16 protein-coding genes are annotated in these 21,870 nt (G+C 71.5%); 8 read left to right on the top strand and 8 right to left on the bottom strand.

Going from position 1 to position 21,870, the window contains the following annotated elements; all coding sequences use genetic code 11:
- Positions 1 to 375 precede the first annotated feature (375 nt).
- From ACFWZ2_RS35875 to ACFWZ2_RS35860, 4 genes are all read right to left on the bottom strand, one after another.
- Positions 376 to 984: an ATP-binding protein gene (locus tag ACFWZ2_RS35875; RefSeq protein ID WP_384553064.1), complete on the bottom strand. Its 609-nt coding sequence runs from the start codon at positions 982 to 984 to the stop codon at positions 376 to 378.
- A gap of 218 nt (positions 985 to 1,202) precedes the next feature.
- Complete coding sequence (locus tag ACFWZ2_RS35870; protein ID WP_384553007.1) at positions 1,203 to 1,970, bottom strand: enoyl-CoA hydratase/isomerase family protein; 768 nt, start codon at positions 1,968 to 1,970, stop codon at positions 1,203 to 1,205.
- Positions 1,971 to 2,056: 86 nt separating this feature from the next.
- Positions 2,057 to 3,295: an Ig-like domain-containing protein gene (locus ACFWZ2_RS35865; RefSeq protein WP_384553005.1), complete on the bottom strand. Its 1,239-nt coding sequence runs from the start codon at positions 3,293 to 3,295 to the stop codon at positions 2,057 to 2,059.
- 219 nt (positions 3,296 to 3,514) lie between these two features.
- The gene (locus tag ACFWZ2_RS35860; protein ID WP_384553003.1) at positions 3,515 to 4,654 is read right to left on the bottom strand and encodes an Ig-like domain-containing protein; all 1,140 of its coding nucleotides are present in this window, start codon (positions 4,652 to 4,654) and stop codon (positions 3,515 to 3,517) included.
- Between the two features lie 226 nt (positions 4,655 to 4,880).
- On the opposite strand from ACFWZ2_RS35860, the gene glgX reads away from it, so the two are divergent.
- The 3 genes from glgX (at position 4,881) to ACFWZ2_RS35845 (ending at position 9,702) form a co-directional block, all read left to right on the top strand.
- Positions 4,881 to 7,178, top strand: coding sequence for a glycogen debranching protein GlgX (gene glgX / locus ACFWZ2_RS35855; protein ID WP_384553001.1), 2,298 nt, complete (start codon positions 4,881 to 4,883; stop codon positions 7,176 to 7,178).
- A gap of 64 nt (positions 7,179 to 7,242) precedes the next feature.
- Entirely contained in the window at positions 7,243 to 8,196 is a 954-nt protein-coding gene (locus ACFWZ2_RS35850; RefSeq protein WP_384552999.1) for a LysR family transcriptional regulator, read from the top strand.
- Positions 8,197 to 8,331: 135 nt separating this feature from the next.
- Entirely contained in the window at positions 8,332 to 9,702 is a 1,371-nt protein-coding gene (locus tag ACFWZ2_RS35845) for a carbohydrate-binding protein (protein ID WP_384552997.1), read from the top strand.
- A gap of 73 nt (positions 9,703 to 9,775) precedes the next feature.
- On the opposite strand, the gene ACFWZ2_RS35840 is transcribed toward ACFWZ2_RS35845, so the two are convergent.
- The 4 genes from ACFWZ2_RS35840 to ACFWZ2_RS35825 are packed head-to-tail and all read right to left on the bottom strand — an operon-like array spanning position 9,776 to position 13,412.
- Positions 9,776 to 10,408 (bottom strand): response regulator, encoded by a 633-nt coding sequence (locus ACFWZ2_RS35840; protein WP_384552995.1) that lies wholly within the window; start codon positions 10,406 to 10,408, stop codon positions 9,776 to 9,778.
- Positions 10,398 to 11,696: a sensor histidine kinase gene (locus tag ACFWZ2_RS35835; protein ID WP_384552993.1), complete on the bottom strand. Its 1,299-nt coding sequence runs from the start codon at positions 11,694 to 11,696 to the stop codon at positions 10,398 to 10,400. The genes ACFWZ2_RS35840 and ACFWZ2_RS35835 overlap by 11 nt, the downstream gene beginning before the upstream one ends.
- 37 nt (positions 11,697 to 11,733) lie before the next feature.
- Entirely contained in the window at positions 11,734 to 12,513 is a 780-nt protein-coding gene (locus ACFWZ2_RS35830) for an ABC transporter permease (protein ID WP_384552992.1), read from the bottom strand.
- A complete protein-coding gene (locus ACFWZ2_RS35825) occupies positions 12,510 to 13,412 on the bottom strand; it encodes an ABC transporter ATP-binding protein (RefSeq protein WP_384552990.1) in 903 nt (300 codons plus the stop codon). Before ACFWZ2_RS35825 ends, ACFWZ2_RS35830 begins: the two co-directional genes overlap by 4 nt.
- 195 nt (positions 13,413 to 13,607) lie before the next feature.
- On the opposite strand from ACFWZ2_RS35825, the gene ACFWZ2_RS35820 reads away from it, so the two are divergent.
- From ACFWZ2_RS35820 to ACFWZ2_RS35800, 5 genes are all read left to right on the top strand, one after another.
- A complete protein-coding gene (locus ACFWZ2_RS35820; protein WP_384552988.1) occupies positions 13,608 to 15,458 on the top strand; it encodes an ABC transporter ATP-binding protein in 1,851 nt (616 codons plus the stop codon).
- Positions 15,455 to 17,335 carry an ABC transporter ATP-binding protein gene (locus ACFWZ2_RS35815; RefSeq protein ID WP_384552986.1) on the top strand — a complete coding sequence of 627 codons (1,881 nt, stop codon included), beginning with the start codon at positions 15,455 to 15,457 and terminating at the stop codon, positions 17,333 to 17,335. Before ACFWZ2_RS35820 ends, ACFWZ2_RS35815 begins: the two co-directional genes overlap by 4 nt.
- Positions 17,336 to 17,339: 4 nt before the next feature.
- On the top strand, positions 17,340 to 18,092 hold the full coding sequence (locus tag ACFWZ2_RS35810) for a hotdog fold domain-containing protein (RefSeq protein WP_384552984.1): 753 nt from the start codon (positions 17,340 to 17,342) through the stop codon (positions 18,090 to 18,092).
- 426 nt (positions 18,093 to 18,518) lie between these two features.
- The gene (locus ACFWZ2_RS35805; protein ID WP_384552983.1) at positions 18,519 to 20,549 is read left to right on the top strand and encodes a M4 family metallopeptidase; all 2,031 of its coding nucleotides are present in this window, start codon (positions 18,519 to 18,521) and stop codon (positions 20,547 to 20,549) included.
- Positions 20,550 to 20,834: 285 nt separating this feature from the next.
- A partial coding sequence (locus ACFWZ2_RS35800; protein ID WP_384552981.1) for a M4 family metallopeptidase occupies positions 20,835 to 21,870 on the top strand: 1,036 nt, incomplete at its 3' end.

Genomic DNA, 21,870 nt, shown 5'->3' with positions numbered 1-21,870 from the left:
GCAAAAGGTGCTGATTGCCCGCTTCGGGCCGGTCACGGGTCGAGGCCGCCGGGCGCCGGTACTTCTCGGTGAACCTTGCGTATCAGCTGTCACAGCCTCCGCTTAACCAGCGTTTACCAGGCAGGTGTCCCATCTCACCAAGGATTCACCTCTAAACTGTCAGCCTTTGACCCGTTATGACCGGATAGGGACTTTTGGATCGCTGGCCCCCGTCTGCCATAGTCGGATCCACGACCCCCATTGACCCGGGCTCAGGTCGTCATCAGCGGCTGTGGACCACACCCCATTCGGTCCCGGCGCTTCACGAAGGCCCCCGCAGCGCCGCACTCCGGCGGACCGGGGGCTTTCGCGTGTCCGGCGGCCGCCCGGCGGCGGTCAGCGGTCGGAGACCCGCATCTCGAACCATGTCGTCTTGCCGCGCGGCAGCAGGTCGACGCCCCAGCGGTCGGAGAGCTTGTCGACGAGGAAGAGGCCGCGGCCGCTCAGGTCCGTCTCGCGGACGGGCATCAGACAGGGCAGTCCGCGCGAGGGGTCGCGCACCTCGACGCGTATCCAGCCGCGCCGCCGCTGCATGCGCAGACCGAAGACGCGGGCGCCGGTGTGCCGCACGGCGTTCCCGACGAGTTCGGAGACGAGGAGGACGACGTCCTCGGTGAGCTTCGGGGAGAGTCCCCAGTGGCGGAGGACCACGACCTGGGCGAGGCGGCGGGCGATGGCGGCGGACTCCGGGCGCGAGGGCAGCGGAACCTCCGCGTCCGTCGGATTGCCGAACAACTCCAGCGCCTTGAGCGCGTGTTCGTCCTCTACCGCAGGCGACCAGCGCGCCGCGGTCGCACTCCCGTGCCGCCGCGGCCGTTCGTAACCCTCCAGCCCCGCCATGCCCCCATCATGGCCGCCCAGAGCGCTCTCCGGGGCCGTTCCGACGGAATAAGCCCCCCGGAACCATCCATTCCGGGGGGCTGGGTAGGCATATGCCAGTGGCAGTTAAGACCCTCAGAAGCGGCCCTGACCTGCGATGACTTCCTGCTTACGAGTGATCACCGAACGCCCGGAACGGGGCAGGCTTAAGGTTCTCTTAAGTCGCCCATAATCCGCTCCTTCGAGGGACCTCCGGGCTGACGCGCCTCAACTCGGGCCGCCCGGAGGGAAGTTCACCGGGGCGTTCGGAGGAACACTCGGCGGCAGACTCATCGGCGGAGGGCTCAGAGGAACTTCGCCTTGCCCGGCCCTTCCTCGACGAAGCTCCGCATGCCCCGCTCGCGGTCCTCGGTCGCGAACAGGCCCGCGAACCAGGTGCGTTCGATGGCGAGCCCCGTGTCGAGGTCCGTCTCCAGACCCGCGTCGATGGACTCCTTGGCGGCGCGCAGCGCGATGGCCGGGCCCTTGGCGAGCCGTGCGGCCCACGCGTGCGCCTGCTCGTACACCTCGGCGGCCGGTACGACCCGGTCCACCAGGCCGATGGCGAGCGCCTCCTCGGCCTTCACATGGCGTCCGGTGAAGATCAGGTCCTTGGCCTTGGACGGGCCGACCAGGCGGGCCAGGCGCTGGGTGCCGCCCGCGCCGGGGATGACGCCGAGCAGGATCTCCGGCTGGCCGAGCTTGGCGTTGTCGGCGGCGATGCGGAAGTCCGCGCAGAGCGCGAGCTCACAACCGCCGCCCAGGGCATAGCCGTTGACGGCGGCGACGACGGGCTTGGGGATGCGGGCGACGGCGGTGAAGGACTCCTGCAGGGCTCCGGACCGCGCGATCATCGCCGCGTGGTCCATGTCCTGCATCTCCTTGATGTCCGCGCCCGCGGCGAACACCTTCTCGCCGCCGTGGATCACCACGGCGCGCACGTCGTCGCGGCGGGTGGCCTCCGCGGCGAGTTCCTTGAGGCGGTCCTGGGTCGCGATGTCCAGGGCGTTCATCGGGGGACGGTCGAGCCGGACGGTGCCGACGCCTTCGGCGACTTCGAGGGTTGCAGTCATGCGAAGCAGGTTAACGGGGACTAACGCACCGGGGCCCGGTGCACTTGGTCACAGTGCGCCGGGCCCCGGGGTGCAGGCGGTGGTGGCTACGCCTTCCACTTCTCCCACGACATGTTCCAGCCGTTGTAGCCGTTGTCCGGCTGGATCGTCTTGTCCGCGGAGTTCTTGACGACGACGACGTCGCCGATCATCGAGTTGTTGAAGAACCAGCCGCCGGGCGTCTTCTTGCTGTAGCCGCCGCGCAGGTCGCTCAGGCCTATGCAGCCGTGGCTGGCGTTGCTGTTGCCGAAGACGCCGCCCGACCAGTAGTTGCCGTGGATGAACGTGCCGGAGGTCGACAGGCGCATCGCGTGCGGGACGTCCTTGATGTCGTACTCGCCGCCGAAGCCGACGGTGTCGCCGTTCATCCGGGTCACCTGGAGCTTCTCGCTGATGACCATCTCGCCGTTGTACGTCGTCGTGCCGGGGGCGCCCGCACTGATCGGGATCTTCTTGATCTGCTTGCCGTCGCGGACGACCTTCATCTGGTGCGTCTTGGCGTCGACGGTGGAGACCTGGCTGCGGCCGATGGTGAAGTTCAGGGTCTTGGCCTGCTTGCCGTAGACGCCGGGACGGCCCTCGACGCCGTCGAGGTTGAGCTTGACGGTGACCTTCGTGCCGGCCTTCCAGTACTTCTCCGGGCGGAAGTCGAGGCGGTCGTTGCCGAACCAGTGGCCCTCGACGGGCACGGCGGGCTCGGTCTTGATCTCGATGGCCTGCTCGACGGCCTCCGGGTCGGTGATGCCGCGCGTGAAGCGGACCGAGAACGGCATTCCGACGCCGACCTTGGAGCCGTCCTCCGGCGTGAACTGACCGATGAAGGTGTTCTTCGGGGTCAGCGTGGTGAAGGCGGTGTCCTTGGCGGAGGCGCGGCCCTCGGAGTCCTTCGCCACGGCGTGCACCTTGTATGTGGTGGCCGCCGCGAGGTGGTGCGCGGGCGTCCAACTCGCGCCGCCCGAACCGATCTTGCCGGGGACCGGGTTGCCCTTGCTGTCCTCGACCTTGACCTCGGTGAGCCTGCCCTTCTCGGCGCCTATCTTGAGGGCGCCGCTGGTGGCCACCGCGTCCGCGCCGTCCTTCGGCGCTATGGTCACGACGGCGGCCGATGCGGCGTTCTTGTCCGATCCGCCCTTGCCGTCGCCGGTGTCCGAACCGCCTCCCCCGCCGCACGCCGCGACGAGCAGCAGTGCCGCCCCCGACACCGCCGCGGTCAGCCCCCTGGCGCCCCTCCGTCGCACGCGTCGGCGCGTGTCAGACGAAGCCCCCGATATCGGTCGCCCGTTCACGATCCAGTCTCCCCTCGCACGGCCTGATCACAGGCCCGCACCCCAGTGCACCAGCGCGTTTCAGACACGCGCAAGCGATAGATAACCACACGCCCTGCGGCGATGACTCCCCGCCAATGTCACCGTTCAGTCCCAACTGCGTGCGAGGTGCGGGCGGACCAAGATCACCTGCTGGTCGACCGCCGATCACCTGGCGATCACCTGGTGATCGGCCGAAGGTCAGCCGTTGCCCGTCCAGTCCTTCCACTCCATGTTCCAGCCGCCGAGGCCGTTGTCAGGAGCGACTTTCTTGTCATCGCTGTTGACGACTTCGACGACGTCCCCGATGAGCGTCCGGTCGAAGAACCAGCCCGCCGGCGTCCGTGAGCTGCCGCCCTTCACATCGCGCAGGCCCACGCAGCCGTGGCTGACATTGGTGTTGCCAGGAGCGTTCGGGGACCAGTAATTGCCGTGCAGGAAGGTGCCGGAGGTCGTCAGGCGCATCGCGTGCGGCACGTCCGGGATGTCGTACTCCCCGCCGAAGCCGACCGTGCGGCTGTTCATCCGCGTCACCTCCAGCATCTCGGTGACCACCATCTTCCCGTTGTACGTGGTGGTCTTGGGGGCGCCAGCGGTGATCGGGACGGTCGAGACGAGCTCGCCGTCGCGGCGTACTTCCATGGTGTGCTCGGCCGCGTCGACGAGGGACTCCTGGCTGCGGCCGACCGTGAACGTGAAGCTCTTGTCCTGCAGTCCGTAGACGCCGGGGGCGGCCTGGACGTCGCGCAGGCGCAGTCCGACGGTGACCTTCGTGCCGGGCTTCCAGTACTTCTCGGGGCGGAAGTCCACGCGTGTGTTGCCGAACCAGTGCGGCCGGATGTCGACGGCCGGGTGCGCGGTGACGCGGATGGCGCGCTGGACGGCGGCGCGGTCCTCGATCTCCCGGTTGAACTCCAGGGAGACGATCATGCCGGTGCCGACGGTGGAGCGGTTCTCGGGGGTCACGTAGCCGATGAAGCGCTCGTCGGGGACGTACGTCGTGAAGGTGGTGTGCCGGGCCGAGCGGCGGCCGTGGCCGTCCAGGGCGACGGCGTCGACCTTGTACTTGGCGGCGAGCGCGAGGGGTGCGTCGTCGAGCGGGCGCCAGGTCATGCCGTCCTCGTCGATGCGGCCCGGGACGTCGAACTCCTGCGCGTCCTGCGTCCGGACGACCTTCACGGACTCCAGGCGGCCGTCCGGGACCCTCACCTCGATCCGTTCGTCGGCCCTGACTCCCTTCATGTCGTCGTCCGGCGACACCCGGATCGCGTCGGCGGGCGAGCGTGATTTCCCGAGGAGTCCGTCGAGCCCGCCGGCGGAACAGCCCGCCGCCCCGGCCATGAGGCCTGCCCATGTCAGTACGGCGGCCAGCGCGGCCCCTGCGCGCCGTGCGCGCCTCGCAACCTGTCTCACGTGGGTCCCAACGACCGTCCCCCGCTTGGGGAAACGTGAGTGCGACGCACACGGTGGGCAGAACAGTGGGGAGGACGACGTATGGGGAGCCGCGGCCGGGACGCCGCTCGCCCTTCTTCGCGCGTCGACCCACCGAGCCGCGGGAGGCTGACAGGTGTCGAGCGCACCCGAGCAAGGGGCAGTGCAGGAGGCGCGGGCGGCGGGGCGGATCACGCCCGGGCGGCCCGCCACAGCCCTGAACGGAAGTACGCGGGCCGCGGTGCGTCCGGTGCCCCCTCGGCCCGTGTGGCCGGGGGCGCCGACCCCGCTCGGCGCCCGTTTCCGGGTCGGGCCCGAGGGGGTCGCGGGCACCAACTTCGCGCTGTGGGCGGGCGGGGCGGAGGCCGTGGAGCTGTGCCTCTTCGACGCGGCGGGGGCCGAGACCCGCTGCCCGCTGACCGAGCTGACGCACGAGATCTGGCACGGCTTCGTGCCGGGGGTGCGCCCTGGCCAGCGGTACGGATACCGCGTGCACGGCCGCTGGGACCCGTGGACCGGCGCCCGCTGGAACCCGGCGAAGCTGCTCCTCGACCCCTACGCGCGCGCGGTCGACGCCGCCGAGGGCAACGACTACGGCGCGCTGCCGCCCGAGGTGTACGGGCATGTGCGCGACTGGCCCCAGCAGCAGGTCGCCGACACGGTGCGCGACGACAGGGACTCGGCGCCGTACGTCCCCAAGGGCGTGGTGGTGCACGACGACGCGCCGGACGACGAGTGGACGGACGACCGGCGGCCGAAGACGCCGTGGGCCGACTCCGTCATCTACGAACTGCACGTACGCGGGTTCACCCGGCGGCATCCGGGGGTCCCGGCCGAACTGCGCGGTACGTACGCGGGGTTGGCGCATCCTGCCGCGCTCGACCATCTCGTACGCCTCGGTGTGACGGCGGTCGAGCTGCTGCCGGTGCACCAGTTCGCGCACGAGGACCATCTGCTGCGCCGGGGCCTGCGCAACTACTGGGGCTACAACTCGATCGGCTACTTCGCCCCGCACGCGGCGTACGCGGCATCGGGGACGACGGGGCAGCAGGTCGGCGAGTTCAAGCGGATGGTGCGGGCGCTGCACGAGGCGGGCATCGAGGTCATCCTCGACGTGGTCTACAACCACACGGCGGAGGCCGGTGAGCTCGGCCCGATGCTGTCCCTCAAGGGCATCGACAACCGCGGCTACTACCGGCTCCAGCCGGGCGACGCGCGCCGGTACGCCGACTACACGGGCTGCGGCAACACCCTCCAGGTCGTCCAGCCGCATGTGCTCCGGCTGATCACGGACTCGCTGCGGTACTGGGTGACCGAGATGGGGGTGGACGGCTTCCGCTTCGATCTGGCGGCGGCGCTCGCGCGGTCCTTCCACGACGTCGACATGCTGTCGCCGTTCCTCGCGGTGATCGCGCAGGATCCGGTGCTCCGGCGCGTGAAGCTGATCGCCGAGCCGTGGGACGTGGGCTCGGGCGGCTACCAGGTGGGTGCGTTCCCGCCGCTGTGGACGGAGTGGAACGACCGCTACCGCAACGCGGTGCGGGACTTCTGGCGGGGCGCGCTGCCGGACGTGCGCGATCTCGGCTACCGGCTCTCCGGGTCCAGCGACCTGTACGCGTGGGGCGGGCGCAGGCCGTACGCCTCGGTCAACTTCGTGACCGCGCACGACGGTTTCACGCTGCGCGACCTCGTCTCCTACGAGCGCAAGCACAACGAGGCCAACGGAGAAGGCAATCGGGACGGCTCCGACGACAACCGCTCCTGGAACTGCGGCGTCGAGGGCGAGACCGACGACGAACGCGTCACCGCGCTGCGCCGCCGCCAGCTGCGCAACCTGGTCACGACGCTGCTGCTCTCGACCGGGGTGCCGATGCTGGTCGCGGGCGACGAGATGGGGCGTACGCAGGGCGGCTCCAACAACGCGTACTGCCAGGACAACGAGACCAGTTGGGTCGACTGGGAGCTGCGCGAGGAACCGGGCTGGCGGGACCTGTTCGCGCTGACGTCCCGGCTCATCGGGCTGCGGCACCGGCATCCGGTCCTGCGCCGCCGCGCGTTCTTCTCCGGGCGGGCCCATTCGGCCGACGGGCTGCGGGACTTGGCGTGGTTCACGACGCGCGGCACGGAGATGACGGAGAGCGACTGGTACGCGCCCGCCGCGACACTCGGCATGTACCTCTCGGGCCGCGACATCCCGGGGCGTGACGCGCGCGGCGCGCCCGTCGTCGACGACAGCTTCCTCGCGGTCCTGCACGCGGCGGACAGGCCCGCGAGCTTCGTGCTGCCCGGGCCGCCGTGGGCCGATGCGTACGAGGTGGTGGTGGACACCTCCGCGGAGGACCAGGGCGAGGCACCCTGCGCGGTGCACCGGGCGGGCGGCACGCTGACGGTGCCCGCGCGTGCGGTGCTGCTGCTGCGGGTCAGGAGCGGCTGAGGGGGCCGCGGCTGGTCCGGACCAGAGTCTTGCCCCCGCACCCGCGGCGCCCCAAGCTCACGGTATGGACCTGGAGTTGCGGCACCTGAAGACGATCCGGGCGATCGCCGACGCGGGCAGCCTGACCAAGGCCGCCACCGCGCTCGGGCTCGCCCAGCCCGCGCTGAGCGCGCAGTTGAAGCGGATCGAGCGGTCCCTGGGCGGGGAACTGTTCGAACGGGGGCGGCACGGTGTGCGGGCCACCGCGCTCGGCGAGTTCGTGCTGGCCCGCGCCCGGGTCGTGCTGCCCGCCGTCAGCGGGCTGCGCGAGGAGGCACAGCGGTTCACGCAGTCCTGGCAGGGCGGTACGGGGTTCCGGCTCGGCGGCACGCACGGGCCGCTGCTCGGCGGCCTGGTGGACCGGCTCGCGGCCGCGCACCCGGGCGTTCCCGTGACCACCCACACCGCGTGGTCGGAGCGGGAGATCGCGGCCCGCACGGCCGACGGGCGGCTCGACTTCGCGCTCGTCGGCACCTGCGGGGCGAGCGCGCCGCCGGAGAGCGATCTCCTCGTGTGGCGTGAGGTCGCCCGCGACCCCGTCTTCGTCATGCTGCCCACCGGGCATCCGCTGGCCGACGGGCCGGAGATCGACCTCGCGCTGCTCGCGGGCGAGGCGTGGACCGACGTGCCGGGCGACGGCTGCTTCGCGGACTGCTTCAGCGCCGCGTGCGCCCGCGCCGGGTTCACGCCGTCCAGTGTGTACGAGGCGGATGTCGCGTCCTGCGTCCATCTGGTGCAGGTCGGGCGTGCGGTCGGACTGTGCAGGGCGACGTTCCCGCCCACACCGGGCCTGGTGACCCGCCCCCTCGCGGGCGCCCCCCTCTACTGGCGCCACCTCCTCGGCTGGCACCCCGCCGCCCCCGCGCACGACACCGCAGCCACCGTCTTCGCCCACGCCCGCGCCGCCCACACCGAAGCCACCGCCCGCAGCGAAAGCTACACAGCATGGCTCGCGACGCCTTCGCCACGGCTGCCTTGAGGGGGTGGGGGCTGGCGTGGCGTGGGGTTCCATAACGTCGGGGGCGGGGGTCTGTTGGCAGCTGTCGGGGGGCAGTTGAGGGTTCTACGGTGTGGGCGATCCCCGCTCGCCCCTCGCTCACCGAGGAGACCTCGCATGCGCCCCACCCCTCACAGACGCGCCGCGGCCGCCTGTGCCGCCGTCGCGGCCGCCGGTGCGCTCGTGCTTGCCGGGCTGCCCGGCAGCGCGTCCGCCCAGGCCGATCCCTCTCCCGCGTCCCCGTCCCTCTCCCCCGCCGAGACCGCTGCCGTCGACAGGACATCGCCCGGCGTCCTGAAGGCCATGCAGCGCGACCTCGGCCTCACGTCGGCGCAGGCCGAGGCCCGTCTGGTCAACGAGGCCGAGGCCGGCGCCGACGCGGGCGCCCTGCGCGGCGCGCTCGGCCGCGACTTCGCGGGCGCCTGGGTGCGCGGCGCCACCTCCGCGGGGCTCACCGTCGCCACCACCGACGCCTCCGACGTCCCCCTGATCGAGGCGCGGGGCGCCACGGCCCGGGTCGTGGACCACTCCGTCGCCCAACTGGACGCCGCCAAGGGCCGGTTGGACCGCGCCGCCAGGAAGACGGCGACGCGTGACGCGCCCGTCTGGTACGTCGACGTGCGCTCCAACGCGGTCGTGGTGCGCGCCGTGCACGCCTCGGCAGCGAAGTCCCTCGTCGCCGCGGCGGGCGTCGACTCCTCCCTCGTACGCGTCGAACGCACCACGGAGCGGCCGCGTCCGCTGTACGACCTGGTGGGCGGCGAGGCGTACTACATGGGCGGCGGCCGATGTTCCATCGGCTTCCCCGTCACCAAGGGCACCCAGCAGGGCTTCGCCACCGCGGGACACTGCGGTCGCGCGGGCACCGCGACCAGCGGCTACAACCAGGTGGCCCAGGGCACGTTCCAAGCCTCCATCTTCCCCGGCAAGGACATGGCCTGGGTCGCCGTCAACTCCCAGTGGACCGCCACCCCGTACGTGAAGGGCCAGGGCGGCCAGCGGGTCGGCGTCGGGGGCTCCACGCAGTCCCCGGTGGGTGCGTCGATCTGCCGTTCCGGCTCCACTACGGGGTGGCACTGCGGCACGATCTCGCAGCACAACACCAGCGTCACCTATCCCGAGGGCACCATCAACGGCGTCACGCGGACCACGGTCTGCGCGGAGCCCGGCGACTCGGGCGGCTCCTACATCTCCGGGAGCCAGGCGCAGGGCGTCACGTCGGGCGGCTCCGGCAACTGCTCCAGCGGCGGTACGACGTTCTACCAGCCGATCAATCCGTTGCTTCAGGAGTTCGGGCTGACCCTGAAGACCACGGGGGGCGGTGACCCGGATCCCGGTGAGCCCGGCGGGACGTGGGCCGCGGGCACGGTGTACTCCGCGGGTGACACGGTCACCTACGGCGGGTCGACGTATCGGTGCCTGCAGCCGCATCAGGCGCAGCCCGGGTGGGAGCCGCCGAATACGCCTGCACTCTGGGAAGCGGTCTAGGCGCTGGTGCTGTTGGCTGCGGGCTGACTTGGGCTGGTCGCGCAGTTCCCCGCGCCCCTGACGGGGCCCGCCCTCAGCCCAGGATCCCCCTGCTGTACGCCGTCGCCACCGCCGCCGCCCGGTCGTTGGCGTCCAGCTTGGCGTAGATGTGGGTGAGGTGGGTCTTGACCGTGGCCTCGCTGATGAAGAGTTCGGCGGCGATCGCGCGGTTCGACGTGCCCTTGGCGACGAGTGCGAGCACCTCTCTTTCGCGGGTGCTCAGCGGCTCGTTGCCGGGGGCGCGCACGCGTGAGACGAGGCGGGACGCGACGGCGGGCGACAGGACGGTGCGGCCGTCGGCGGCGGCGCGGACCGCGGTGAACAGTTCCTCGCGCGGGGCGTCCTTGAGGAGGTAGCCGGTCGCGCCGGCCTCGATCGCGGGGAGCGTGTCGGAGTCCGTGTCGTACGTGGTGAGGACGAGGACACGGGAGCGGGCGCCGCGGCGGGTGAGTTCGGTGATCGCGTCGACGCCGCCGCCGCCCGGCATGCGCAGGTCCATCAGGACGACGTCCGGGTCGAGTGCGGCGACGAGCGCCACGGCCTCGACGCCGTCGGCCGCCTCGCCGAGCACCTCGAAGCCGGGGGCCGAGAGGAACATGCCGCGCAGGCCGTCACGGACGACGGGGTGGTCGTCGACGATGAGAAGAGTGATCACTTCATGGCTCATGGCGCACCAACGGTACGCGAGCCGACAGCGCGGTTCCGCCGCCCGGTTCCGACTCGACGGTGAGCGATCCCGCGATGCGTTCGGCCCGCGCCCGCATCCCGTCAAGGCCGAAGCCGCCGGTGCCGGTGCGCCGCACCGTGGCGAGCGGGTCGAAGCCGCGGCCGTCGTCGCGTACGTCCAGGGTGACCTCGTCGCCCATGAAGGACAGGGTGACGCCGAGGCGGGTGGCGCCCGCGTGCCGCGCGGTGTTGGACAGGGCCTCCTGGACGATGCGCAGGAGGGTCGCCTCGATCTCGTCGTGCAGGTGCTCGGCGGTGCCGGTGACCGTGAAGTCGGCGCGTACCCCGGTGCGTTCCGCCCACTCGGCGACCGTCTTCTTCAGCGCCTCGGGCAGCCGGTCGTGTTCCAGGGCCGCCGGTGAGAGGTTGTGCACGGAGCGGCGTGCCTCGCCCAGGCTGTGCCGTGCCAGGTCGGCGGCGCGGCCCAGGTGCTCGCGGGCCAGTGCCGCGTTCTCGGTGTCCTGGGCGCCCGCGACGACCTGGAGCTGGGCGATGATGCCGGTCAGGCCCTGCGCGATGGTGTCGTGGATCTCGGCGGCGAGCCTGCGCCGCTCGTCGGCGACGCCCGCCTCCCTGGCCTGGACGAGGAGCTGGGCGTGCAGGGCGGCGTTCTCGTCCATGGCCTCCTTGAGCGCGGTGTTGGTGCGTTCCAGTTCGGCGATGGTGACGGCCTGGACGCGGGCGCGTTCGTCCTCCTGCGCGGCGAGGTGGGCGAAGACGGTGAGCAGCGCGACGTTCACCGCGAGCAGGCCGCCGAAGACGACCCAGCCGAGTTCGCCGTCCGGGGGCAGTCCGCCCGACTGGGAGCCCGCCATGGTGACGGCGGTGGCGAACAGGCCGAGCTTGGCCAGGCGGGCGGGCAGCAGCCGTTCGGCGCCGAAGTAGCCGACGACGGCGTAGAACGCGAAGAACGGGTTGATCCAGGCGAGGGCGAAGGCGATCGCCCAGCGCAGGACGTAGTAGACGGTGCCCGCGCGCGAGGGTCCCGGGCGGGTGCGGGCGAGCGCGCCCCACCACAGCTGGAGCGCGAACCCCGCCGCGACGAAGCCCCCGGCCACCGCCCAGGTGGCGCGGTCCATGCCGACGACGCCGCTGGTGGCGGTCGCCATCAGGACGCTGAAGCCCAGGAGGGTGTAGGGGCCCCAGCGGTGGAACTGGCCCCACCGCTGTTCGAGCGTCGTCGCGGAGCCCGTCGTGGGTGCGGGATCCGCCGCCGGTGTCGTCCTCACCGTCCCAGTGTCGGCCACGGTCCAGGTCACTCGCGGGTCACTCCCACCGGAACCAGCGTGCCGCGGCGGTCGAGAGGAGCACGGCCCACAGGGCGAGTACGCCCAGGTGGGCCCAGCCCGGCCAGTCGCCGGCCGCCGCATCGCCGAGGGCCTGGGCCGCGGCGCCGAGCGGGGTGAGTTCCACGGCGTGGGCGAGCGCGTCGGGCATCGCCTGCACCGGCAGCCAGACGCCCGCGCTGAACATCATCGGGAAGAAGACGGCGGAGCCGATCGCGGTGGCGGCCTTCGTGGTGCGGGCGAGCGCGGAGACCAGGGCGCCGAGGGCGAGCCCGCACAGGATGGCGAGGAGCAGCGCGAGGGCGTAGCCGAAGGCCTGGCGCGGCAGGGGCACGTCGAAGGCGAGTCGGCCCACGGCCAGCGAGAGCAGGGACGAGACGAGCGCGGCGGCACCGTGGATGCCCATCTGTGCGCCGAGCACGGCGGAGGGGCGCACGGGGGTGGCGGACATCCGGCGCAGGATGCCGCGTTCGCGGTAGCCGGTGATGAGCGGCGGCATGGCCTGTACGCCCGCCATGATCAGGGCGAGCAGCACCGTCACGGGGACGTACACGTCGACCAGGCGCAGGCCGCCGAGCGAGGCGTCGGTCTCCCGGAAGGAGGGGATGGAGCCGAGGATCACCAGGAGCAGGGTGGGGAACACCATGATCCAGAAGAGGGCGCCCGGTTCGCGGCGGAAGAGCCGGAGCTCCGCCCTGAGGACGGCGGACGAGGCCTTGTTCCGGGCGGCGGTGTGCGGTGCGGCGAGGGTCGTGGTCATGCCGATGCTCCTGTCAGGTCGAGGAACGCGTCGTCCAAGGTGGCGTCGGAGACCCGGAGTTGGTGGGCGGTGATGCGGTGCCGTGCGAGCAGGGTGATGGCGGCGTCGACGGTCTCGTCGGTGCCGTTCAGGGTGTAGCGGCCGTCGCGGTGCTCGACGGAGGTGAGCGCGGGCAGTGCCGCGAGCACGCGCTCGTCGAGGGGCGCGGACGGCGTGAACGACATGACCGTGGAGTTCGCGGCCCGGCTGATCAGGCCCGCCGGGGAGTCGAGGGCGGCGACCCTGCCCTTGTCGATGACCGCGATGCGGTCGCACAGGCGCTGGGCCTCCTCCATGAAGTGGGTGACCAGGAGGACGGTGACTCCGCTGTCGCGGACGTCCTCGATGAGCTCCCAGGTGTCGCGGCGGGCGCGCGGGTCGAGCCCGGTGGTCAGTTCGTCGAGGACGACGACCCGGGGGTTGCCGATCAGGGAGAGTGCGATGAACAGGCGCTGTTTCTGGCCTCCGGAGAGTTTGCCGAAGCGGCTTTCGAGTTTGTCGGTCAGGCGCAGGCGCTCGGCGAGGGGCCGCCAGTCGGCGGGGTTCGGGTAGAACGCGGCGTACAGCTCCAGGGCTTCGCGCACGGTCAGTTTGGGCTGCAGTTCGCTCTCCTGGAGCTGTGCGCCGAGGATGCGGGTGAGGCTCTCGTGGTCGGCGACCGGGTCGAGCCCGGCGACGCGGACGGCCCCGGAGTCGGAGCGGCGCAGGCCTTCCACGCATTCGACGGTGGTGGTCTTGCCCGCGCCGTTCGGCCCGAGGATGCCGAAGATCTCGCCCTCCTCCACGCCGAAGGAGACACCGTCGACGACGGTGCGGCCGCCGTAGGCCTTCTTGAGTTCGTGCACTTCGATGAGGGGCATATGTCGAGAATCGCTGGTGGGCGGGGGTGCGGACATCGCCCATCGCGCTCGGGGGCGCATCAGCCGATCGGTTGATGGGGGCGTACGACCCCGGGATCCGGGGGGACGGATTCCGGGTCCTAGGACCAGCGGACGAAGCGGGTCGGACCGAAACTCGGTGGGCGCTGTCAGTGGCGATCCGTAGGCTCGCTCCTGATGCCGAAATCAGATGCCCCCACCAAGGATCGGTCGACCGTACGGACGCTGCTGCGACTGTGGCCGTATGTACGGCCGATCCGAACTCGCCTGATCACCGCGGCATTTGTCGCGATCGTCGCCTCGTGCACGGGGCTCGTCTTCCCCCTCGTACTGAAGTGGATGGTGGACGGCCCGGTGGCCGACCGCGACGCGGCGGGGGTGTGGCTCGGGGCGCTCGCCCTGCTGCTGCTCGGCCTCGCCGAGGCACTCCTGTTCGGGCTGCGGCGCTGGCTGGTCTCGCGGCCCCTGGCGAGCGTGGAGGCGGCGATGCGCGCCGACCTCTTCCGCCATCTGCAGCGCCTCCCGGTGTCCTTCCACGACCGTTGGGGATCGGGGCAGTTGCTCTCGCGCGGCACGACCGACCTGATGCTGCTCCGTCTCTTCCTCGCCTTCCCGCTGACGTTCCTGCTGGTCAACGGCGCGACCATCCTGGTCGGCGTGATCATCCTGCTGGCCCAGGACTTCACGCTCGGCCTGGTGATCCTCGCGCCCGTGGCACCGATGGTCATGGCGTGCGCGTACTACGAGGGGCGGTACAGCGCCGTGGCGCGGCGGGCCCAGGACCAGGTCGGCGATCTGACGACGGTCGTCGAGGAGAGCGTGCTCGGCATCCGCATCATCAAGGGGTTCGGCCGCCACCGCAGCCAGGCGCGCGCGTTCCGCGAGCTCTCGGGGACCCTGCGCGGCACGGAACTGGCCAAGGCCCGGATCCTCGCGGCGATCAACGCGGTGATCATGGCGCTGCCGGAGGCCGCGATCGGCGCGGCACTCGTGCTCGGCACGGTGCGGGTCGCCGACGGCGACCTGTCCACCGGCACCCTGGTCGCCTTCCTCTCGACGGCGCTCGCGCTGCGCTGGCCCGTGGAGTCGATCGGCTATCTGCTCGCGGTCAGCCAGGAGTCGGCGACGGCCACGGAGCGGTACTTCGAGGTGATGGACGCGGAGCCGGAGGCGGAATCCGCCGTGGCCGACCGTGCCACGGAGCGGGCCGGGCGGCCGCGGGCCGCGGTGCCGGCCGCCGGAGCGGAGGCGCACACCCCGGACGGCGGGCTGCAGTTCCACGGGGTGGAGTTCCGCTACCCGGACGCGGGCCCTGACACGCCCCCGGTCCTCGCCCGCATCGACCTCCACATACGCCCCGGCGAGACGATGGCCGTCGTCGGCGCGACCGGCAGCGGCAAGACGACCCTCACCGCGCTCGTGCCGAGGCTCCACGAGGTCACCGGGGGCCGCATCACCCTGGACGGCGAGGACATCACCGCGATGGACCGCGAGCGGCTGCGCACCCTGGTCGCCGTGGCCTTCGAGGAGCCGACCCTCTTCTCCGCGTCGGTCGGCGAGAACGTCCTGATGGGCGCGGAGAAGACCGCGGGGGACGCCGAGTTGGACCGGGCCCTCGACGTGGCGCAGGCGGGCTTCGCCCACACCCTCCCGCAGGGCCCCGCCACCCAGGTCGGCGAGCAGGGCCTGAGCCTGTCCGGCGGCCAGCGCCAGCGCCTCGCCCTGGCCCGCGCGGTGGTCGGCCGCCCCCGCTTCCTGGTCCTCGACGACCCGCTGTCCGCCCTCGACGTCCATACGGAGGCCCTGGTGGAGGCGGCGCTGCGGCGGGTCCTCGCGGACACGACGGCGCTGGTGGTGGCGCACCGCCCGTCCACCGTGCAGCTCGCCGACCGCGTCGCGCTGCTGTCCGGCGGGCGCGTCGCCGCGGTCGGCACGCACCAGGAACTGCTGCGGGACAACGCGGAGTACGCCTGGCTGATGTCGGGAGCCGAAGCCGAACCCACCACCGCCGAGGAGGCTGCCCGATGACCTCGTCGACTCCCGTACGGGACAAGCCCGTCGACCCCGAAGAACCCGAACTGCCGCGGGACCCGGCCGACGCGCCCGAGGACCCGTTCGACAAGGACAATCTGCCCGCGCCGCCGCGGGCCACCCGCACCCTGCTGTTCTCGCTGCTCGCGCCGCTGCGCGGCCGCGTCGTCGTGGCCGCCGTGCTGCTCCTGGTGCAGCAGGCCGTCGTGCAGGCGGGCCCGCTGCTCGTCGCGTACGCCATCGACAGCGGGGTGCCCGCCCTGCGCGCGGACGACTACGGCCCGCTGATAGCCGTCGGCATCGGCTATCTGGTCTGCGCGGCCGCCGCCGGGAGCCTCCAGTACGCCTTCATCGTCGCGTCGGCCCGCGTCAACCAGGACGTACTGCTGGATCTGCGCGGGCGGATCTTCCGGCACGCGCAGGCGCTGAGCGTCGACTTCCACGAGCGGTACACCTCGGGGCGGCTGATCTCCCGTTCGAGCACGGACGTCGAGTCGCTGCGCGAACTGCTCAGCGAGGGCCTGCAGGAACTGCTCACCGTCCTGCTCTCGTTCGCCTACATCTCGGTGATGCTGCTCTGGCTCGACCTGGGGCTCGGCGCGCTCGCCGTGGCGTCCTTCGTGCCGCTCTACGCCCTCGTACGCGTGTATCAGCGCCGCGCGGGGGCGATGTTCCACGAGCGCTCCACCGCCATCGCCGCGGTCATCGTGAAGTTCGCCGAGACCATGAACGGCATCAGGCCGGTGCGGGCGTTCCGCCGCGAGCGGACCAACGACGCGGAGTTCGCCGTGCTCAACCGGCGGCACGAGCGGACCAACGGCAACGCCATGCTGGAGATGGCCCGGTACGTGGTCGGCTCCCGGCTCGTCGCCAACACCGCCATCGCGGGCATCGTCCTGTGGGGCGCCCACCGCGTCGCGGACGGCGGGCTCGCGCTCGGCGTGCTGGCCGCCGCCGTGCTGTATCTGCGGCGCCTGTACGACCCGATCGACCGGCTCGGGATGTTCCTCAACTCCTACCAGTCGGCCGCCGCCTCCCTGGAGAAGATCGCCGGGCTGCTCGCCCAGACACCCACCGTGCCCGAGCCCGAGCCCGCCGCCACCCGTACGCTGCCGCCCCTGGAGTCCACGCACCCGGGCCGCGAAGTCCGCTTCGACGGCGTGCGGTTCGCCTACCGCACGGGCGGCGAGGTGCTGCCCCGGTTCGACCTGACGCTGCCCGCGGGACAGACCGTCGCCGTGGTCGGCTCCACGGGCGCGGGCAAGTCCACGCTCGCCAAGCTGCTCGCCCGCTTCTACGACCCGACGGAGGGCAGCGTCCGCCTCGACGGCGTCGACCTGCGGGACCTCGAGATCGCCGAACTGCGGCGCGGGGTCGTCATGGTGACCCAGGAGGCGTTCCTGTTCTCCGGGACCGTCGCGGAGAACATCGCGATCGGACGCCCCGACGCCACCCGCGAGGACATCGAGCTGGCCGCGAAGGCCATCGGCGCCCACGACTTCATCCGGTCGCTGCCCGACGGGTACGACACCGACGTGCGCAAGCGCGGCGGCCGCATCTCCGCGGGGCAGCGGCAGTTGGTGGCGTTCGCGCGGGCGCTGCTCGCCGACCCCGCCGTGCTGATCCTCGACGAGGCGACCAGTTCGCTGGACATCCCGGGCGAGCGGGCCGTGCAGCGCGCCATGCACACCGTGCTGCGCGGCCGCACCGCCGTCGTGATCGCCCACCGGCTCTCCACGGTGGAGATCGCCGACCGGGTGCTCGTGATGGAGCACGGCCGGATCGTGGAGGACGGCAGCCCCGCCGACCTCATCGCGGGCACGGGATCCTTCGCCGATCTCCATCGCGCCTGGCGGGACAGTGTGGTGAGCTGACCCCATGGCTGCTGATCACAAGACGCAAGAGTCGGACGAGCTCGTCGTGCCCCCGATCTTCGAGGGCTACCCCGGGCTCGCCTTCGGCGGATACCTCGCGGGCGTCCTCGCCGACCGCACCCCTGCGGACACGGTGCGCGTGGACTTCCGCGCCGCCGTCCCCGTGGGCAGGCCCGTGCGCTTCGGTGAACTCGACGGCGGCGGCGCCACATTGACCGACGCGTCGGGTGCGGCCCTGGCCACCGCGCGCCCCGCCCCCGCCCTCTCCCTCGACCTCCCCGACGCCCCCACCTGGGACGAGGCCGTCGCCGCCACCGAGGCCTACCGCGCGGCGCCGCCCAGCGGCGTCGCCGACGGCTCGGTCGACTGCTTCGGCTGCGGCGATCGCGCCCCGGACCGCGGCCTGCGCCAGCACTCCTCCCCCGTCCCCGGCCGCGACGTGGTCGCCGCGGCCTGGGCCCCGCACCCCGCGTTCGACGACGGCACCGGCGCCCTCAGGCCCGACCTGGCCTGGGCCGCCCTCGACTGCCCGAGCGCGGCCCCCGGCATCCACTTCGGCACCCTCCGCCGGGGCGCCGTGACGGCCTTCCTGACCGGCCGGATCCTCCGCCCCATGGCCATCGGCGAGGACCACATCACGTACGCCTGGCTGATCTCCGAATCGGGCCGCAAACACACGATGGGCGTCGCGGCGACCACCGCCAAGGGCGAACTGTGCGCGGTGGGCGAGGCGTTGTGGGTGGACCCACGGGAGTAGTCCCAAGTCCAGCCCCTCCGGCGTTTGAGGAGCGGGGTCCGGGGCAGCGCCCCGAGTCATCAGCCCCGCCGCAGGCGACGAATTACGGCCACACACACCCCGCAGGCCACCCGACCAGGGGCCACACGGCACCGCGACGCCCCACACCGCCCAAGGCCCCCGGCCAGCCTCCGCATAGCGAACGCCCCCACCCGCCCAACGGACTGATTCCGGCCAACTGTTGACGCGCTCCTGACAGCAGCCGCCCTCTGGTGCCACTCTTCCCCTCGACTGCCGCACAGCTTTCAACAACGCGGTGGTTTCTCTCCCGCAATACCCCGTGTGCACTGCCCAGTTCTGCGTTCCGCCTTGTTCTGCCCGGACGGCCACCCAGCCGCCCGGTCGTTCTGGCCGCGCGACCCCGCGGCCGCGCAGAAGGAGTCCGTGTTGAGAAGCACCTCCCACAGACGGGCCGCCGCAGCCGGCGCCCTCTCCGCCGTAGCCGCTCTGCTCGCCGTAGCGGTTCAGGCGGGTCCCGCCTCCGCCGACGACCCCTGGACCAGCGCCCCGAAGGCGCAGAAGCTCGGGAAGGTCGACCCCGGCGCCCTCGCCGTCAAGCTCTCCCCCGCCCAGCGCGCGGAGCTCATCCGCGACGCCAACGCCACCAAGGCGGACACCGCCGAGGACCTGGGGCTCGGCGCCAAGGAGAAGCTGGTCGTCCGCGACGTCGTCAAGGACCGTGACGGCACGGTCCACACGCGCTACGAGCGCACCTACGACGGCCTGCCCGTCCTCGGCGGCGACCTGGTGGTCGACACCGCGAAGTCCGGGAAGACCGAAGGCGTCACCAAGGCCGCGAAGGCACAGCTCAAGGGCATCGACCTGAGCGCCGGCATCAAGGCGTCGACGGCGGAGAAGCAGGCGCTCGGCGCCGCGAAGGCCGAGGGTTCGAAGAAGACCGACGCGGACCGGGCGCCGCGCAAGGTCGTATGGCTGGCGAAGGGCGAGCCGACCCTCGCGTACGAGACGGTGGTCGGCGGTCTGCAGCACGACGGCACCCCGAACGAGCTGCACGTCATCACGGACGCGGCCACCGGCAAGAAGCTCTTCCAGTGGCAGGGTGTCGAGAACGGCACCGGCAACACCCAGTACAGCGGGCAGGTCACGCTGGGCACCGCGCAGTCCGGGTCGAACTACACGCTCACCGACACCGGCCGCGGCAACCACAAGACGTACAACCTGAACCACGCCACCTCGGGCACCGGCACCCTCTTCTCGGGCCCGGACGACATCTGGGGCAACGGCCAGGCATCCAACCTGGAGACGGCGGGCGCCGACGCGCACTACGGCGCGGCGCTGACATGGGACTACTACAAGAACGTGCACGGCCGCACCGGTATCCGCGGTGACGGCGTCGGCGCGTCCTCGCGGGTCCACTACGGCAACAACTACGTCAACGCGTTCTGGCAGGACAGCTGCTTCTGCATGACGTACGGCGACGGTTCAGGCAACTCCAAGCCGCTCACCTCCATCGACGTGGCGGCCCACGAGATGACGCACGGCGTGACGTCGTCGACCGGCAACATGACGTACAGCGGAGAGTCCGGCGGTCTGAACGAGGCGACCTCGGACATCTTCGCGGCGGCCGTCGAGTTCAACGCCAACAACGCGCAGGACAAGGGCGACTACCTCGTCGGCGAGAAGATCGACATCCGGGGCGACGGCAGTCCGCTGCGCTACATGGACAAGCCGAGCAAGGACGGTTCGTCCAAGGACGCCTGGTACTCGGGCATCGGCAACATCGACGTGCACTACTCGTCGGGTGTCGCCAACCACTTCTACTACCTGCTGAGCGAGGGCAGCGGCAAGAAGGAGATCAACGGCGTCCAGTACGACTCGCCGACCTCCGACGGCCTGCCCGTGACCGGGATCGGCCGCGACAAGGCGTCGCTGATCTGGTTCAAGGCGCTCACCACGAAGTTCACCACGACCACCAAGTACGCGGACGCCCGCACCGGCACGCTCGCGGCGGCCGGTGAGCTGTACGGCACCAGCAGCGCCGAGTACGCGGCCGTGGCGAACGCCTGGGCGGCCGTGAACGTCGGCAGCAGGCCCGGCGGCGAGACCGGCACGTCCTTCGAGAACACCACGGACGTCAGCATTCCGGACAACGGCGCCGCGGTGACCTCCTCGATCAATGTCACGGGCCGTACCGGCAACGCGCCGAGCGCGCTGAAGGTCGGCGTGGACATCGTGCACACCTGGCGCGGTGACCTGAAGATCGACCTGCTCGCCCCCGACGGGACGGTCTACGCCCTGAAGGCGGCCAGCGGTTCGGACTCGGCGGACGACGTCAAGGAGACGTACACCGTCGACGCCTCGTCCGAGGTGGCCAACGGCACCTGGAAGCTGCGGGTGCAGGACGTGGCCGCGCAGGACACCGGCTACATCAACAGCTGGAAGGTCACCTTCCCGTAGGCCCCTCGCCCTCCTGACCGAGGAGGGCACGGAGCAGACAGTGACGGCGCCGCCCCGGGTGAATCAACTCCCCGGGGCGGCGCGCTCGTTCACGCTCTGTTCGCATTACGTATGTTGACCATCGCTCAACGAACTATTTCTGGCCAAGATTTGGCCAAGGGCATGACATGTACCTGGCTCGAATGACACTCTTCCCTCGCACGGCACACCAGCACACCCGCACCGCATCTTTCATGCCCGGGTAGTTCCCCTTTGCCACCCGGGCCCCCCACAGAAGGAGCCTGCGTGACCCCCCACATATCCCGTAAGCGTTCGACGCTGGCCATCGCCACCGCTGTGGCCGCCGGAGCGCTGCTCACCGCCGGACTGACCACCGGCGCCTCCGCGCAGCCCGTCGCGGACGCGACCCCCTCGGCCGCGCCCGTCAGCCTGTCGTCCTCGGCCCGCGCGGGCCTCCTCCAGGACGCCGCCGCGGACAAGGCCGCCACCGCCGAGAAGATCGGCCTCGGCGCCAAGGAGAAGCTCGTCGTCCGCGACGTCGTCAAGGACCGTGACGGCACCGTGCACACCCGCTACGAGCGCACCTACGACGGCCTGCCCGTCCTCGGCGGCGACCTCGTCGTGCACACCGCCAAGAACGGCAAGCTGAAGGGCGTCACCAAGGCGACCGAGGCGAGCGTCAAGGTGGCCTCCACCGACGCGAAGGTCGGCAAGTCGTCGGTCGCCAAGTCCGCCGAGTCGACCGCCGCCAAGGCCAAGACCACCAAGGCCGACGCGCAGTCGCCCCGCAAGGTGATCTGGGCCGCCGAGGGCAAGCCCGTCCTCGCGTACGAGACCGTCGTCACCGGCATGCAGAAGGACGGCACGCCGAGCCGCCTGCGCGTCGTCACGGACGCCGCCACCGGCAAGAAGCTCTTCCAGCAGCAGGAGATCGAGAACGCCACCGGCAACAGCCAGTACAGCGGCAAGGTCGAGATCGGCACCAAGAAGGGTTCGGGCGGCTTCGAGCTGACCGACGACAGCCGCGGCGGCCACTCCACGTACAACCTGGAGAACGGCCAGGGCGAGGGCAAGATCTTCACGGACGACGACGACACGTGGGGCAACGGCAAGCCGGACGACGCCCAGACCGCCGGTGTCGACGCCGCCTACGGCGCCCAGGTCACCTGGGACTACTACAAGAACGTGCACGGCCGTGAGGGCATCAAGGGCGACGGCAAGGGTGCCACCTCGCGCGTCCACTACGGCGACAGCTACGTCAACGCCTTCTGGGACGACAGCTGCTTCTGCATGACGTACGGCGACGGCGAGGGCAACAAGA

Origin of the sequence: Streptomyces sp. NPDC059002 (genome assembly GCF_042740435.1) — a bacterium.
In the GTDB taxonomy this organism is placed as follows: domain Bacteria; phylum Actinomycetota; class Actinomycetes; order Streptomycetales; family Streptomycetaceae; genus Streptomyces.
Note: the sequence above shows the minus strand (reverse complement) of the source record. Positions and strands in the feature narration are given on the sequence as shown.